Source organism: Pseudomonas sp. MN1F (assembly GCF_009391885.1).
In the GTDB taxonomy this organism is placed as follows: Bacteria; Pseudomonadota; Gammaproteobacteria; order Pseudomonadales; family Pseudomonadaceae; genus Aquipseudomonas.
Genome location: NZ_VZII01000065.1, coordinates 1 through 17,694, shown reverse-complemented (window position 1 = coordinate 17,694; position 17,694 = coordinate 1). Strand labels below are relative to the sequence as shown.

Here is a 17,694-nt window from a genome sequence, read left to right as displayed (position 1 = left end):
AACAAGGAAGTTACATGCGGTTTCACCACCTCGCGATGAGGTTGTGCTTCATGGCCCTGGGGCTGTGCGCAGCTCAAAGCACCTTTGCGGCTACGCCTGGCGAACAGGACCTGATTCGCGATCGTCAGGACCGTCTATTGCAAGAGCAGCAGCGTCGCCTCGATGAACTGCGCGACCTGCCAGGCCAGCAAACGCCGCAGCCCTCCGCGCCAGCGGCCGCTGATTCACGCTGTTTCCCCGTCGATACCATTCAGGTCAAAGGCGCCGACAGCCTGTCCCAGGCCGAGCGCGAGCGCCTGGTACAGCCTTGGGTCGGCCAGTGCCTGGGCGTGGTGCAACTCAACGCCTTGCTCAAGGCCATCACCGATCATTACCTGTCAATCGGCCAGGTCACCAGCCGTGCCTACCTGCCGCAACAGGACCTGACCACCCGCCACCTTGAAGTACAGGTGGTGGAAGGGCGCCTGGAAGGCCTGAACAGTAGTGATGGCAGTGGGCTCTCGGCACGCGAACTGGCCATGACCTTTCCTGGCACGGTCGGTGAGCGTCTCAACCTGCGGGACATCGAACAGATGGTTGATCAACTCAACCGCCTACCGTCCAACCAGGCGAAGATGGAGTTGATGCCTGGCAATACCGTAGGCGGCAGCACCGTCGATGTGCGTAACACCCCGGCCAAGCCTTGGCGGGCCAACCTGTCACGTAACAACGAAGGGCAGCGCGCCACCGGCGAACAGCAATGGGGTTATGGCCTGGAGTGGGACAGCCCGCTGGGCCTGGCCGACCAGTTGCTGGTCCGTGGGGGCCATGACGCAGTCAGCGACCATCAGCACACCTCCCACAGCGAGATGCTCAACTACAACCTGCCCTGGGGCTGGTGGAACTTCAACTATGCCTACAGTCAGAGCGCCTACCGCTCCCAGGCCATGGCCAACAACTTCGCCTTCAAACAGACCGGTGATACCCAGAACCATCAGTTTCGCGCCGAGCGGGTGATCTACCGAGACAGCGTTTCAAAGACCGCATTGAATACCGGCCTGGCCTACTTGCGCTCGAACAACTTCATCGAAGACAGCCGCCTGAAGAACAGCAGTAACCGGCTCAGCGAAGCGCAGTTCGGCATCAACCATGGCCGGCGCATCGGCACTGCGTTCGTCAACCTCGACCTGGGGATGCAGCAAGGCATCGGTGCCTTCGGTGCCCAGACCCGGCAGACGGACGCCCCCGGCGACCCGGACGCGCGCTACCGCAAATACACCCTCACCCTCAGCTACCTGCAGCCGTTTGCATTGTGGAACGAACGCCTGAGCTTCAGTAGCCTGTTCACCGGGCAGCGCAGCGAGGACCCGCTGTTCAGCCCGCAGCGCATGAGCCTGGGCGGGCTGTCTTCGGTGCGTGGCTACAAGGACCAGTTCCTGACCGGCGACAGTGGTGGCTACTGGCGCAACGACCTGCGCTGGAGCCGCCCGATACAACTTGAGTGGTTGCGCCCGCTGCTCGCCGAGTATGGCGCCAGCGTCGGCTACGACCAAGGCGTGATTCGCCACGACCGCTTCAGTGGCGACCAGCACGGCCGCGTCTCCAGCCATTCCCTGGAGCTGTTCGCCCGCGGCCAGCACCTGGCCGCCAGCGTCACCTTTGCCCATTCACTCGAACGCCCGGATGCGATCACCGAGCACGAGTCACCCATCTACTTCCGGCTGGACCTGCTGCTGTAAGCACCGCCGCTGCTGCCCTGAGGTTGTTACATGGACGTTCGCCAATTCGCCTTCCTGGTTCGCCTGCCCTCTGCCGCCGTGCAAGCACGCGACACGTTCTGTGGCATGCCCAAGCGTGCGCTGGCGTTGCTGCTGGCCAACGTCATGTTCTGGCAGCCGCTGTGGGCCCAGGCCGAAGGTATCGCGCTCAGCGCGCCAGGCACCGGGCTGGCGCAGGCAGGCAATGGCGTACCGATCGTCAACATCGCCGCACCCAATGGCAACGGCCTGTCGCACAACCAGTTCAAGGACTACAACGTCGGTGCCCAGGGCCTGATCCTCAATAACGCGACGGAGCGCACGCAGAGTACCCAGCTGGGTGGCATCATCGTCGGCAACCCGAATCTGTCCGGTCGTGCCGCCGATATCATCCTCAATGAGGTCAATGGCGCCAACCCCAGTCAGCTGCGCGGTTACACCGAAGTGGCGGGCAAGGCCGCGCACGTCATCGTTGCCAACCCCCATGGCATCAGCTGCGATGGCTGCGGCTTCATCAATACCCCAAAAGTGACCCTGAGTACTGGCAAGCCGGTGATCGAGAACGGTCAGCTGAGCCGTTACCAAGTCGATCAGGGGGCTATCGCGATTCAGGGCGCGGGGCTCAACGCGAGCAATGTCGACCAGTTCGAGATCATCACCCGGGCGGCGCAGGTCAATGCGCAGATCCAGGCGAAGAAACTGGCTATCGTCGCCGGGCGCAACGATGTCGATGCCGGCACGCTGACGGCCACTGCGCGGGTGGCCGATGGCAGCACGGCGCCGCAGCTGGCGATCGACTCATCGGCCCTTGGCGGCATGTACGTCGATACCATTCGCCTGGTCGGCACCGAGGCCGGCGTAGGGGTGAAACTGGCTGGCGACATGATTGCCGGGGGTGATATCCAGATCGATGCCAATGGCCAGTTGAACCTCGGCCAGGTGTCCGCCGGCGGCTCGCTCGCTGCCAAGGCACAGAGTGTCGATGCCCAGGGCACGGTGTATGCGGGCAAGGACCTGGCCATCAGCGCCCAGGGCGAGTTGCGCAACCAGCGCAATCTGGCCGCGCGTGACAGCGTGCGCCTCGACAGCACGGGGCGGGTGCTCAACCAGGGCGTCATCGAAGCCGGGGTCAACGCCGACAACAGCCGCAACAGCCAAGGTGATGTGCGCATTAGTGCGCAGTCGCTGGACAACACTGGCCATACCCTGGCCGCCAGCCGGGACGTTGCGGTCACGGCCAGCGAGCTGGCCAACCAGGGGGGCACCCTGAGCGCCGGGCGCAATGCCCAGCTTGAGGCCACCCGGGTCGACAACCAGAACCACGGGCGTGTGCTTGCTGGCGCCAACCTTGGCGTCAACAGCCAGAGCCTGCTCAACGGGCAGGGCGGGCTGTTGAGCAGCAGCGGTACATTAAGTGTCAGCAGCACCAGCCTGATCAACCGCACTGGCGAATTGTCGGGCCTGGGGCAAGTCACCCTGCACGTGGCAACGCTGGACAACGTCGCGGGCCTGGTCGCAGCCGGGCAAGCGCTCGACCTGTATGCCGCGGGCCTGCTCGACAACCGCAGCGGTGGCCAGCTCACCAGCAAACAGCGCCTGACGGCCAGCGTCGGCAGCCTTGATCAGCAGGGCGGCGGGCGCCTGGTCAGCGAGGGTGACCTGAGCCTCGACCTGCGTCGCGGACTGTTGGACAACCGCAGTGGTGTGATCAACGCCAGCGGGCAGCTGACCCTGAGCAACCTCGATGGCGTCGATAACCGTCAGGGTGAAATCGCCAGCCAGCGCGCCTTCAACGTCAGCGCAAGCAGCCTCGACAACGGTGCTGGCAAACTGTTGAGTGACCAGGGCTTGACCCTGAGCATTGCCCGTACCCTCAGCAACAGCGCGGGGCTGATCGCCGCCAGTGGCTTGTGGCTCGACGCCGCCAGCCTGCTCAACGACCAGCAAGGCATGATCAGCAGCCAGGCAGGCCTGGATGCCCGTGTCAGTGGCGCCCTGAACAATCACGACGGCAACCTGACCGCGCAGGGTGACATGCGGCTCGCGGTCGGCAGCCTGGACAACAGTGCCGGCAGCCTGCACGGCCAGGCCAGTGTCAGCCTGGACCTCAACCATGGCAGCTGGAACAACCAGGGCGGCCTCGTCACCGCACCGGGCTCGCTGCAACTGCTCAACCTCGCCTCGGTGAATAACCAGAGCGGCGAAATCTCCAGCGTGCGCAGTTTCGAACTGCGTGCTGACCAACTGGACAACCGCGCTGGCAAGCTCAAAAGCGAGGGTGACCTGGGCCTTGTAGCCACAGGCGGGGTGGATAACCGCAGCGGTGAGTTGCTGGGCACAAACCTCGGCCTCGACGTGGGGGCGCTGGATAACCAAGGCGGCCGGATCCAGGCCATCGACCGCTTGCAGCTGAACGCCGCCCGTGTCGATAACCGTAACGGCATCCTGGCCAGCGGCGTAAACGTGGCGCTGACCGCCGGTGAGCTCGATAACCGTTCCGGCAAGCTCACCAGCGGCGGCGACCTGACAGCGGCCTTGGCAGGCGACCTGCTCAACCAGAGTGGCCTGTTCAGCGCCGGTGCCAACCTGCAACTGAGCAGCGCCAACCTGGTCAACCAGCAGGGCGAGTTGGCCGCCGGGGCTACTTTGCAACTGCGTGCCGCGCAACTGGATAACCGCAACGCCGGGCGTGTCCACGGCCAGAATGTGCAAGCCAGCGTCAGCGGGTTGGCGCAGGCCGGTGGCGGGCAGCTCTACAGCCAGAACGACCTGGTCCTGGACTTGAATCACGGGCACTTGAACAATCAAGGCGGCCTGCTGAACGCCCCGGGGCAGTTGCTGCTGCGCAACCTGGACAGTGTCGATAACCAGGGCGGCGAGATCTCCAGCCGCCAAACCTTCACCGTGGAGGCCAGCAGCCTGGACAACCGGGGCGGCAAATTGCTCGGTGAGCAACTGCTGACCCTGCGTATCGCCAGGGCCATGGACAACGCGGCCGGGCTGGTTTCTGCGGCGCGGCTGGACGCACAGCTGGGTAGCCTCGGCAACAGCCAAGGCAAGCTGAACATACGCGATGACCTGACACTGGCCGTTGAGGGTACGCTGAGCAACGCCGACGGTGAACTGCAGGCCGCAGAAGGCCTGATTACCGCTGCCACGCTGGACAACCGCAACGGTCGAATCCAGGCAGACCGAAATTTGAAACTCACCAGCGCAGGAGAGGTGCACAACGGGACAGGTCATCTCAGTGCCGGGGACCAGCTTTCCCTGCGTGGCGCACAACTGGATAACCAGCAGGGTGCGGTGTTCGCAGGCAACCATCTCGGGCTAATGCTCGACGGTACGCTGAGCAACGCCAACGGCACGCTGCGCGGCGAGCGCAGCCTCGACCTGCAAGCCGGGGTATTGGATAACAGTAGCGGCGGCAGGGTCAGCAGTGGCGAACAGCTCGATGCCAGGCTGGGCGCTCTTGACCAGCACGGTGACGGGCAATTGCTCAGCCAGGGCGCACTCACCCTCGACCTGAACCAGGGGCGCTTCGACAACCAGGGTGGGCGGTTGAATGCAACGGGTCGCCTGCTGCTGAACAATGTCGCGTCGGTCGATAACCGCGGTGGCGAGATTTCCAGCAACCTCGGTTTCCTGCTGGCCACCGGTGCACTGGACAACGGCGGTGGCAAGCTGCTCAGCGAGCAGGGGCTGACCTTACGTATCGCCCGTGTACTGGAAAACACCAAAGGCCTGGTTTCGGCAGCCCAGCTGGATATCCGCGCGGGTGCCTTGGTCAACCAGGCCGGTAGCGTCAGCAGCAGTGGCGCGCTTGCGCTGCAAGCCGAGGGTGGCGTCGACAACCAGGGCGGCCAACTGCTGGCCAGTGAGGCGGTGATCAACGTCGGTGCGCTGAACAACCGGCAAGGCCTGGTCCAGAGCGACCGTCAGCTGACCTTCGACAGCCTCGGCGCCGTGGACAACCGCCAGGGGGTGTTGTACGCCAGGCAAGCGGCCGAACTCAGCGCCGCCAGCCTGGACAACCGAGCAGGCAAACTCAGCAGTGACAGCGGCCTGGCCGCACGCATCAGCGCCCAACTGCTCAACCAGGCCGGCCTGATCGACAGCGCGGGCGACCTTCTTCTCGATGCGGGTGCCACCGACAACAGCCTGGGTGGCAGCATTCACAGCAGCGGGCAACTGCAGGCCTCGGTCGCCAGCCTGGACCAGCATGACGGTGGCCGGCTCTACGGCCAGGCGGGTGTCACCCTCGATCTGAACAATGGCTACTTGAACAACCAGGGTGGGCTGATCAACGCGCCAGGCCAGTTGCTGCTGAAACAGCTCGCCAGCGTCAGTAACCAGGGCGGCGAAATTTCCAGTGGCCAGGCTTTCGAACTGGCCGCCACCGAGCTGCTCAACGGCGGCAAGGTCCTCAGCGAGCAGGGCCTGACCCTGCGCATCGCCAAGGCCCTGGACAACACCCTGGGGCAGGTCAAGGCCGCCTCACTGGATGTTCGCGCGGGCAGCCTGGTGAACCGCGAAGGCAGCCTGGAGGCCCGCGAGGGTCTTGAGCTGGCCGTGGATCGCCTGCTGAACAACCAGCAAGGGCGCGTTCTGGGTGGCAGCGTTGCGCTGACCAGCGTCGAGCTGAACAACAGCGCCGGCTTGGTCCAGGCCGACACGCGCCTGAACCTGCGCCAGACCGGTGCGTTCAGCAACCGAACTGGCCAGTTGCTGGCTGGCGAAGCGCTGAGCCTGGAGGCCGGCAGCCTCGATAACGGTCAGGGGCGTGTTGCCAGCGATGGCTCGATGGCGCTGGCCGTTAGCGGTCAGTTGCTGAACCAGGGGGGAGTGCTGGGCGCCGTCGGGGCCCTGCAATTGCGCGCCGACAGCGTGTTCAACAACGCTGCCGGGCGAATCACCGGCAAGCATGACATCGCCGTCGAAGCCCGCCAGTTCGATAACCGCGGTGGCAACCTGGTCGCGACCGGGCAATTGCGTGTGCAGAGCCACGCGCTGGACAACCGTCAGGCCGGCCTGCTCAATGCCGGCAACGGCATGGCACTCACGGTCGAGCGGCTCGACAACCGTGCGGGCCAGATCGCCAGCGTTGCCGACCTGGACATCAACGGCGACTCCCTGGACAACAGTGGCGCTGGCCAGGTCGTCGCCAATGGCAACCTGCAACTGACCCTGTCGCGTCTGGACAACCAGGCCAAGGGCATCATCTCCGGCCAACGGGCTGTCACCATCGTTGCCGGGCAGATGGACAACAGCGCCCAAGGCAGCCTGTATGGCAAGACTGGCGTTTCACTGCTGCTGCAGAATGGTGGTTCGAGTGGGCAACTGAACAACCGCCAGGGCGCGATTCGCAGCGATGCCGACCTGCGCCTCTCCACGGCACAGGGCATTGGCAACCAGGGAGGCGAGCTGCTTGCCGCCGGTGCCCTGGCGCTTTCCAGCCTCAGCCTCGACAACACGGCCGGGCGCGTCGCTGCCAATGGTTTGATGACGGTGGGCACTGGCGCTTTCAACAACCAGGCCGGGCGCCTCATCAGCCTCGATCAGCTCGACCTGAATGCCGGGCAAGTAGATAACCTGGGCGGCACGATTGCCAGCGTCAAGGCGCTCACGGCCTCGTTGCACGGCCTGGACCAACGCGGTGGCGGCGAGCTGTACAGCAACAGCGCCCTGACCCTGGACCTGAACCAGGGCCTGCTGAACAACAGTGGTGGCCTGATCAACGCGCCGGGGCCATTGCTGCTGCGCAACCTTTCCAGAGTCATCAACCGCGGCGGCGAGATCTCTAGTGAGCAGGGTTTCGGCCTGCTGGCCGACAGCCTCGACAACAGTGACGGCGGTCTGCTCAGCGACCAGGCCATCGATCTGGACATCCGTCAGGCGTTGCTCAACGTCGGCGGCCAGATCACCGCCAACGGCCTGACGGCCAAGGCCGCCAGCCTGGACAACAGCAATGGCCTGTTCAGCAGTGGCGCCAACCTCGATCTGGCGATCACTGGCGCCTTGCTCAACGCGGCCGGCGAAGTCTCCGCCGCTGGCGTCAACAAGGTCGCAGCCCAGTCCCTGAGCAACGACCGGGGCCAGGTCATGGGCGATGTTGCCCTCGACCTGCAGGTGGGCGGCGCACTGTCCAACCAGGGCGGTACCTTGGGTGCCGGGCGCGAGCTGCAGGTCACTGCCGGCAACCTGGACAACAGTGGCAATGGCAGCCTGGTCAGCGACGGCAGCCTGGGGCTGAGCGTCGCAGGCCTGCTGGATAACCAGAACGGTGGCAGCGTGCTCGCCAAGGGCGCCATGGCGCTGCAAGCCGAGCGCCTCGACAACCGTGGCGGCCGGCTCGCCGGGCAGAACGCGCTGACCTTCAGGGGCACGTCGCTGGATAACCGTGGCGGGGTCGTGCGCGCCAACCAGGACATGCAGTTGCACCTGGCGCAGCTGGACAACCGCGAAGGATTGATCAGTGGCGTGCAGGCGCTGGACCTCGATATCGGTGAACTGCTCAACCAGGGCGGCCTGGTCAGCGCCAGCGGTGGGCTGGGGCTCAAGGCCGATTCGGTCGGCAATGGCAAAGGGCGTATCGCCAGCCAGGGCGACCTGTTGGCGAGTATTGGCTTGCTTGAGCAGCAGGGCGGCGAGCTGGTGGCTGAGGGCGAGCTGAGCCTGACCGGCGACCAGCTGGACAACAGCGCGGGTGGCCTGGTCGGCAGCCGCAAGGCACTGCGCCTGCAGGTGCAGTCGGTGAACAACCAGGGCGGGGAAATCTCCAGCCAGCAGCAGGTTACGCTCGGCGTCACACAACTGGACAACAGCGCGGGCAAGCTGCTGGCGGGCACTTCGCTGGAAATGACCGTGGCTCGGCTGGTCAACCAGGCCCGTGGCCTGGTGTTCGCCCGCGACATCAGCCTGGCCGCTGCCCGCCTGGACAACGCCCAGGGTACCCTCGCTGCGCAGCAATCGTTGCAGGTTCGCCTGGCCGCACAAGGGGCTGGGGCGCTTGACGCAGGCCTCGACAACCGCCAGGGTCACCTCGGCAGCGAGGGCACCCTGAGTCTCCACGGGCAGCTGCTGGACAACCGCGCGGGCAGTATCTCCAGCGCCGGCCAGCTGGTGCTTAACGGTGCGGCCGGGTTGCTCAACCAGGGCGGCGTGCTGGAGAGTGGGCAGGGGCTTAGCCTCACCAGTGCCAACCTGGATAACAGCGAGCAGGGCCTGATCAAGGGCCAGGGCAATACCACCGTGGTTACCGGGCGCCTGGATAACAACCAGGGCGGCCGGCTCATCAGCAGCGCAGACCTGATCCTGAACGCCGGCCAGGTCAGCAATGGCGGGCGCATAGCCAGCAACGGCGTGCTCGACGCCCGCGTCACCGGCCTGGTCCAGGACCAGGGCGAGCTGTTCAGCAACCGCCAACTGACCCTGGACCTGAACCAAGGCGCGCTGATCAATGGTGGCTTGATCAATGCCCCGAGCCTGACCCTCAAGAACCTGGGTACGGTGACCAACCAGGGTGGCGAAATCTCCAGCCAGGGCGCGCTCGACCTTGCCGCCCGCAGCTTCGACAACAGTAATGGCAAGCTGGTCAGCAACCAGCTTCTGGCCTTGCGCGTCGACCAGGAATTGGGCAATCGCAACGGTCGCATCAGCGGTGCGCAACTGGCGCTGGACAGCCAGCGCCTGGACAACAGCGACGGCCTGATCAGCACCCGTGGTGCGCTGGCGGTCCATGCTGGCGAGTCGTTGCTCAACCGCCGCGGCACCCTGATTGCCGACGGTCTGCTCACCCTCGACAGCGACAACCTCGACAACGGCCAAGGCCAGATCGCCGGCAAGGCGCTGGTCGAACTGAAGGCCGGGACCTTTGATAACCAGGGCGGCCAGCTGATAGGCACCGATCGCGTCAGCGTCGCCGCCACCCGTGTGGACAACCGCACTGGCTTGCTGGGCGCGACCCAGGCGCTGGACCTGACGATCGACAAGCTGGACAACCGCGCAGGCGAGCTGACCAGCAACAGTGACCTCACCCTTACCGGGCAGTCGCTGGACAACAGTGACGGCGGTGTTCTGTTTGCGGGCGGCAAGCTGACGCTGGCGGTGCAGCAGGTGCTCAACCGTAGCCGTGGCCAACTGCACGGGCAGGCCGTGGACTTGAGCGGTGCCAGCCTGGACAACAGCGGCGGGGCGATCTTCTCGCAGCGGCCACTGGTGCTGAATTTCAGCGGCGCACTGAGCAACCGGCAGGGCACGCTGAGCAGCGAGTCGACGCTGGTGGTCAGCGCAAACAGCCTCGACAACCAGGGCGGCAACCTGGGCAGTGCCGACGATCTGACCCTGACCGTGGCCGGAGCGCTCGACAACAGCGACGGCGAACTGCTTACCGATGCTCGCCTGCACCTGCGCAGTGCCAGCCTGGTCAATGACCAGGGCAGCATCAGTGCCAAGGGCGCGGTCAGTGTGGGGACCGGTACGGTGAGCAACCGGGGCGGCAAGCTCAATAGCGCGCAGACCCTCGACCTCAACGCCGGGCAGGTGATCAACGGTGGCAACATCGGCAGCCTCGGCGCGCTGACCGCCACGGTCACCGGGCTCGATCAGCAGGGTGGCAAACTGTCGGGCAATACCAGCCTCAGCCTTGACCTTCAGGGTGGCAAGCTGGACAACCAGGGTGGCCTGATCAACAGCGCCGGCCCGTTGCGGCTGAACAACCTGGCTGATGTCAGCAACCGCGCGGGCGAAATCTCCAGCGCCCAGGCCTACACCCTCGCTGCCCGCAGCCTGGACAACGACGGTGGCCGCGTGCTCGCCAGCCAGGGCCTCAACCTGGTCATCGCCCAGACCCTGAGCAACCTCAAGGGCCTGATCGGCGCCGCCAGGCTGGACGTCAGTGCCGGCGCGGTGGACAACCGTGGGGGCACCCTCAACAGCCGCAGCGACTTGCTGCTGGGCAGCAGTGGCCTGCTCGACAACGGTCAGCAGGGGCTGATCAGCGCGGCAGGCCAGCTGACCCTGAACAACGACAGGTTGAGCAACCAGGGCGGGGCGCTACTGGCGGGCCAAGGCCTGTCGCTGACGTCGCGCGCCGTGAACAACAGCGCGGCTGGCCTGATCAACGGCCAGACGGGTGTGAGCATCAGCGCCGACAGTGTCGACAACAGCGGGGGCGAGATCTCTGCCGCACAGGACCTGGCGCTGACCGCCAGTGGCCTGGTCAACGACGGCGGCAAACTGATTGGAGCTCGACAGCTGGTGCTTTCCGCCGCCAGCATCAACAACCAGGGTGGTCTGCTGTCCGGTTGGCAGGGGCTGAGCCTCACTGGCGGCAGCCTCGACAACCGCAACCTCGGCACACTCTCCAGTCGCCAGGGGACCTTGGATGTGCAGCTTACCGGTGCCTTGCTCAATGGTGGGGACGGTGCCCTGGTAAGCCAGGGGCGCATGGACGTCGACGCGGCCAGCCTCGATAACAGCGGCGGTGTGCTGTCCAGTGGCGCAGCCTTGCAACTGAACACGGCCACCCTGGCCAACTTGGGCGGTAGCATCGATGCCCAGCAGTTGCTGAGCGTCACCGGCAGCGACCTGGACAACCGTGGTGGCCGCATCGCCGGTAATGGCAGCCTGCTGCTCGACCTGCGTGGCAACCTCGACAACAGCGGCGGCACCCTGGTCAGCGCCGAGGCGCTGCAGCTGGTGCAGGCCCGACAGGTGCTCAACCATGGCGGCAAGATCGTCAGCCGCAGCGGGCTGGCGCTCAATGCCGGCAGCCTCGACAACGGCCAGCTGGGTACCTTGGCGGCCAAGGAACAGGTCAAGGTCAATGTCGCATCGACCCTGCGCAACGACAGCCAGGGGCTGATCTACAGCGAAAATGCCGATGTCGCGTTGCAGGCGGGCGAACTGCTCAACCAGCAGGGCGAAGTGCAGGGGCGCAGCAGCGTGCTGCTGGACATCGCCGGGGCACTGGAGAACCGCGGCGGCAAGCTGCTGGCCCAGGGCGGCAACCTGGTGGTGCAACGGGCCGGCAGCCTGGGTAACCAGGGTGGCATCCTGGCCAGTGTTGCCGGGCTGCTGGACGTGAACGTCAGCGGCCAGCTCGACAACCGGCGCGACCTCGCCGGCAATGGCGGTGTGGTGCAGGGCCAGCAACTGCTGCTGGTGGCCGGCAACGTCGACAACAGTGGCGGCCGGGTTGCAGCCCAGTCGGGCGATGCCCGTATCCGCAGCGCGGGCCTGGTCAATGCTGGCGGTGGTCTGTATGCCAAAGGCCTGGTGCGGGTCGATGGCAGCAGCCTGGACAACAGTGCCGGGCAATTGGCGGGTAACCGCGTCGAACTGGCGCTCGGCAACACCCTGGCCAACCGTTCGGGGGTAATCGAAAGCGACACGCAATTGCTGGTGTCAGCGGCGTCCGTGGACAACCAGGGTGGCCAACTGCGGGCCCTGGGCACGGCTGGCAAGAGCGAGTTCCAGATTGGCGGTGGCTTTGACAACCGCAACGGCAGGGTCGAGGTGGCCAATACCGACCTGACCCTCAACACCAGCGGCCTGAGCAACCTCGATGGCACCGTGCTGCACGGTGGTAGCGGCATTTTCGACATTGCCACGGCCAACATCACCAACAGTGGCGGCACCCTGGTCACCCGTGGCGGGCTGACCCTGACAGCGGCCAGCTGGACCAACAGCAGTGTGATCCAGGCCGGGCGCCTGACCGTCAACGTCGGCGAACTGAACCAGACCGCCGGTGGGCAACTGCTGGCCTCCGAACGTTTCAGTGGCAGCGGCAACAACTGGAGCACGGCCGGGTTGATCGCCAGTGATGGCGGGCTCGACCTCAGCCTTGCCGGCAGCCTGAACGTCAGCGGGCGCATCAGCAGCCTTGGCGCCATGAACGCCGGCCTCGGCCAGCTGACCCTGGCTGGCAGCGGCAGCCTCGCTTCCGGCGCTGCAGGCACGCTCAATGTCGGTGGCCTGCTGAGCAATGCCGGGCGCCTGACATCGGCGTCCAGCCTCGCGGTCCAGGCGGGCGGCATCGACAACTACGGTTCGCTGGGCAGCGGCCAGGCCCTGACCCTGAGCACCGGCAACCTGTCGAACCAGGGCGGTTTCATCTACAGCGGCACGGACATGGCGCTGTACGCCCAGAGCCTGACCAACCGCCAGGGCGATATCTACAGCCTGGGCGCGATCCGAGTAGCCCGGGACGCCCAGGGCAATCGTTCGGCCCTGCTGGAAAACATTTCCGGGACGATGGAAAGCGTTGGCGACTTCACCATCGCAGCCAGCACCGTCAGCAACAAGCGCGTCGACTTCAGCCTCACGCCGACGGTGCAGTCCGGTTACATCGGCGTGCGCTGCTACAGCTGCTCCAGCTACATGGATGGCAGCGTGCAGATTTCGCCGAGCTCGCACCTGGTGTGGGGGCAGACCTATACCTATGAGGCTGTGGGGGCGGTCGAGCAACAGGCCAGCCTGGTGTCGGGACGTAACCTGAACGTGGCCAGCGATGTGTTCGCCAACTCCAACTCCACGGTTTCCGCCGCCGGTAACATCACGATCAATACCGGCTCGTTTGCCAATACTGCGACATCGCTGAACGGTTACTCGGAGCTCAAGTACATCGACATCGGCCAGCCCAGCTCGGGGTTGTGGAAGCTTATCGCCCACTACAATGCGGACAACGACGCGGGCTACACGGGGGGTATCCGCTTCTGGAACGCAGCGGGTCACGAATCGATGGCGACGCTCAACAGTGGGAGCCGCTCCGTAGGCAATGGCAACACGATCTCGTGGGTGAATTTCGCCAGCTTTAGGCTGAACACCACCGAAACGAGCGGCAGCAGTAAATACAAATACGCTCAGTACATTTTCCCGGCCAACTACGGAAGTGGACAGCCCAGCAGCGCTCCAGCGGCCATTCAGGCAGCAACGCCGTTCCTGACACAACGCGTGGAAAATGCCGGCTCCAACTACCTGCCTTCAGTGGTTCAAGCCGGTGGCGCGCTTGCCATCACCGCGTCCAGCAACATTTCCAACGGCGTTGAGCGGGCCTACAGCCAAGCGGCCACTGGGGCAGCAAGGGGCCTGAGTACCGGTGTCGTGGGCACGGGCATGGCGCCGGTGATCGTCCTGAACCGGCAGTTGCCGCCCAACCTCGCCCAGCAGCAGATCAACCCGTTGAGCCTGCCGGGCTTCAGCCTGCCGACCAACCCCAACGGGCTGTTCCGCCTGAGCGACCAGGCGGCCAGCGCAGGCCAGGCCAGCCAGGCTGGCAGCGGCGCCGGCAACTGGACCCTGAGTGCTGCCAGCATTGACCTGGCGCAACGCGAGCAGGCGCTACCGGGCACGACCGGGCGCACCTTGCAGGTGGGCGACAACGCCCAGCTCTGGGCCAGCACGCAGCAACTCTCGGTCGCTGCCCGCGAAGCCAGCACGTTGGGCGCCACCGCGAGTGCAGTCGATGTGTCTGCGGTTGGCAGCGTCAACAACGGCAACTGGCAGTCGGGCCGCAGCCAGGTCGGTGAAGTCACCCGCAATGATGGCATCGGCAGCCAGGCGCCTTCCGGCGGTGCCGCCGGGTCGCTCAGTGCCACCGGGCAGGCTGTCGACCTTGCCGGTATCGAGACGAACCGCGACACCCAGGTTGGCGTTAGCACACCGGGAAGTTCGACAGGCCCGGCGAACGTGCCGGGGCTGGCTTCCGGCAGCCGCGACACCACTGTGGCCGGCCAGTCCGCTGGCCGCACCGACCTGGCGCCACAGGCCCGCGACGGGCTGACTGGTGTGGCCGCTGTGCAACCTGCGCAGGTGACCACTGTCGACCCCTTGGCGCCGGCTAGCCAAGCGGTAGTTTCCGCGGCCGATCGCCCAGGCATGCCAAGTGCCGACGGCCGCTCGACCGTCACCTCGCCAGGCAGCGCGCAACCGACGGCCGCGGCCGGGCAGAGCATCGACCGGGTCACCGGCCTGCCGGACCGCAGCGTCGCGTCCCAGCCGCACAAGTACCTGGTCGAAACCAACCCGTTGCTCACCGACCTCAAGCAGTTCATGAGCTCCGACTACCTGCTGGCCGGCCTTGGCTACAACCCTGACGAAAGCGCCAAGCGCCTCGGCGACGGTTTCTATGAGCAGCGCCTGCTCCAGCAGGCCGTGGTGGCCGCCACCGGGCAGCGCTTCCTGGCCGGCCAGACCAGCGACGAACAGATGTTCAAGTACCTGATGGACAACGCCATCGCCAGCAAGCAGCAGCTGAACCTGGCGGTGGGCGTGGGCCTGACCTCGGAGCAGGTGGCGGCGCTGACCCACGATATCGTCTGGCTGGAGGAGGTCACGGTCAACGGCGAGAAGGTGCTGGTGCCGGTGCTGTACATGGCCAATGCCAACAACCGCCTGGCACCCAATGGCGCGTTGGTGGCGGGCAATGACGTCAACCTGGTGGCCGGGCAGGACCTGCTCAACGTCGGCACCCTGCGCGCCAGCAACAACCTGTCGGCCGCAGCTGGCAACGACATCGTCAACAGTGGCCTGATCCAGGCGGGCAACCGGGTCGACCTGCTGGCTGGCAACGACATCGTCAACAAGGCCGGCGGCATCATTTCCGGTCGCGACATCAGCATGACCACCCTGAAGGGCGATGTGATCAACGAGCGTTCGGTAACCAGCCAGGTCACCGACGCCGCCCGCCTGCACGTGCGTACCGATTACGTCGACAGCGCCGCGCGCATCGAGGCCGCCAACGACCTGAGCATCAACGCCGGGCGAGATTTCGTCAGCGCTGGCGGGGTACTGCAGAGCGGTCGCGACACCTCGATCGAGGCCGGTCGCGAAATCCTGCTGGGTTCCGCCGAGGCCGTCGACAGTGCCGCCTATGGGCGCACCACCACCCAGACGGTGACGCAGAACGGCTCCAGCGTCAGTGCCGGGCGCGACTTCACCGCCGTGGCGGGGCGCGACCTCAGCGCAGTGGCCAGCCAGATCGAGGCGCAGCGCGCCATCGATATCAGCGCCAGCGGTGACGTGACCTTGATGTCGGCGGCGGACGAGACCCATTCGGCGTACACCTCGAAGAAGCTCAAGACCCAGCAAGACCATGTCAGCCAGGTGTCCACCGTGCTGACAGCCGGTGCCGATGTCTCCATCAGCGCTGGTAAGGACCTGGCCCTGAGCGCCAGCCGCATCAGTGCCGGCGATGAAGCCTACCTGGTGGCCGGCGGCCAGCTTGCCCTGCTGGCGGCGGAGGATTTGGACTACTCGCTGTACGACAAGAAAAAGAAAGGCAGCTTCGGCAGCAAGTACACCAAGCGCGATGAAGTCACCCAGGTCACCCACGTCGGCAGTGCGATCAGCACAGGTGGGGACCTGACGCTGGTCAGCGGGGGCGACCAGCTGTACCAGGCGGCCAAGCTCGACAGTCGTGCAGACCTGGTGCTGAGCAGTGGTGGTGAAATCACCTTTGAAGCGGTCAAGGACCTGCATCAGGAAAGTCACGAGAAAAGCAAAGGTAACCTCGCGTGGCAGTCGGCAAAGGGCAAGGGCCAGACTGACGAAACCGTGCGCCAGAGCCAGTTGCTCACTCAAGGCGAGCTGACGATCAAGGCGGTCGATGGGTTGAAGATCGACCTCAATCACATCGATCAGAAGACTGTGAGTCAGACCATCGACGCGATGGTACAGGCGGATCCTAAGCTGGCGTGGCTCAAGGAGGCAGAGCAGCGGGGAGATGTGGACTGGCGCAAAGTCCAGGAACTCCATGATAGCTGGAAGTACAGCAATTCCGGGTTGGGCGCCGGTGCCCAGATAGTGATCGCGATCATCGTGACTTACCTCACGGCGGGGGCAGCCAGCGGTGCAATCGCTGCGGCGGGTGCTGGTACCTCCATGGCTGGCGCCACTGCTGCGGCAACGGCAACCACTGCGGCAGGTTGGGCCAACGTTGCCGGAACTGCAGTCCTTAGCGGCATGGCCAGCAATGCTGCCATCAGCACGATCAACAATCGTGGGAATCTGGGCGATGTGTTCAAGGATGTGACATCCAGTGATGCGCTGCGCGGGTATGCGGTCGCTGGTGTGACCGCAGGATTGACAACCGGACTGTACGACAAATGGACTTCAACCCAGACGGGCACCTCGACCGCCCTGCCGAATACCGGCGCCGTCACCACCTCCGCAGGGCTGGGTACGTGGCAGGGTGTGGGTCAGTTCACTACGAACCAGTTGCTGCAGGGGGGGACTTCTGCGCTTGTAGACCGAGCGCTGGGAGGAGAAGGAAATCTGAGCGATGCGATGCGCTCCAGCTTGGCCAATGCTTTTGCGGCCTACGGATTCAATCTGATCGGTGATACCACCGCTGGTGTGCTGAAAGACGGCAGCCTTGGAAAAGTTGGCTTGCACGCATTGATGGGAGGGCTGGCCGCCGAGGTGGCAGGTGGCGATTTCCGAACTGGAGCACTGGCTGCGGGCCTTAACGAAGCGGTGGTGGATGGTCTTGCCAAGCAGTACGCCAGCCTGTCCGTCGATGACAAACAAGGGCTGCTGATCATGAGCTCCCAATTGATCGGCGTGCTGGCAGCTTCGACACAGGGCGACGCCGCCTCCGGCAGCTTACAAACAGGGGCCTGGGTCGCAGGGAGTGCGACGCAGTACAACTACCTGGAGCACTCGGATGTTCTGTCTTTTGCTGATGACATGAAAGGCTGCGGTAAAGACGAAGACTGCCAGAAGGATAAGTGGGAGAAAGAGAAGTATAACGCCGAAAGCCTGACCAACGTCGAAGAGGCTCAGAACACCTATGGTCCGCAAAGAGCCAAGGAAAAGAGTCTTCAAATCGCCGACAGCATAGACACACTGCTGTCTGTTCAGTGTGCGACGACCACCTGCGAATCGTACAAGACGACACTGCTGGAGCGCTCGATCGACAGCTATGAGCACCTCAGCAAGGTCCTGAACGAATGGGCGC

General features: G+C 65.0%; 2 protein-coding genes. Both read left to right on the top strand.

Annotated elements, in window-relative coordinates:
* Window positions 1-14: 14 nt before the first annotated feature.
* Window positions 15-1,718: a ShlB/FhaC/HecB family hemolysin secretion/activation protein gene (locus F6X59_RS27215; RefSeq protein ID WP_152959165.1), complete on the top strand. Its 1,704-nt coding sequence runs from the start codon at window positions 15-17 to the stop codon at window positions 1,716-1,718.
* A 30-nt stretch (window positions 1,719-1,748) separates the two neighbouring features.
* Window positions 1,749-17,694, top strand: a 15,946-nt coding sequence (locus F6X59_RS27210; protein ID WP_152959164.1) for a filamentous hemagglutinin N-terminal domain-containing protein, incomplete at its 3' end; no start/stop codon positions are given.

Bases quoted from the DNA above. Each gene is read 5' to 3' on its own strand.
- F6X59_RS27215 (WP_152959165.1), top strand. From the start codon at position 15: ATGCGGTTTCACCACCTCGCGATGAGGTTGTGCTTCATGGCCCTGGGG.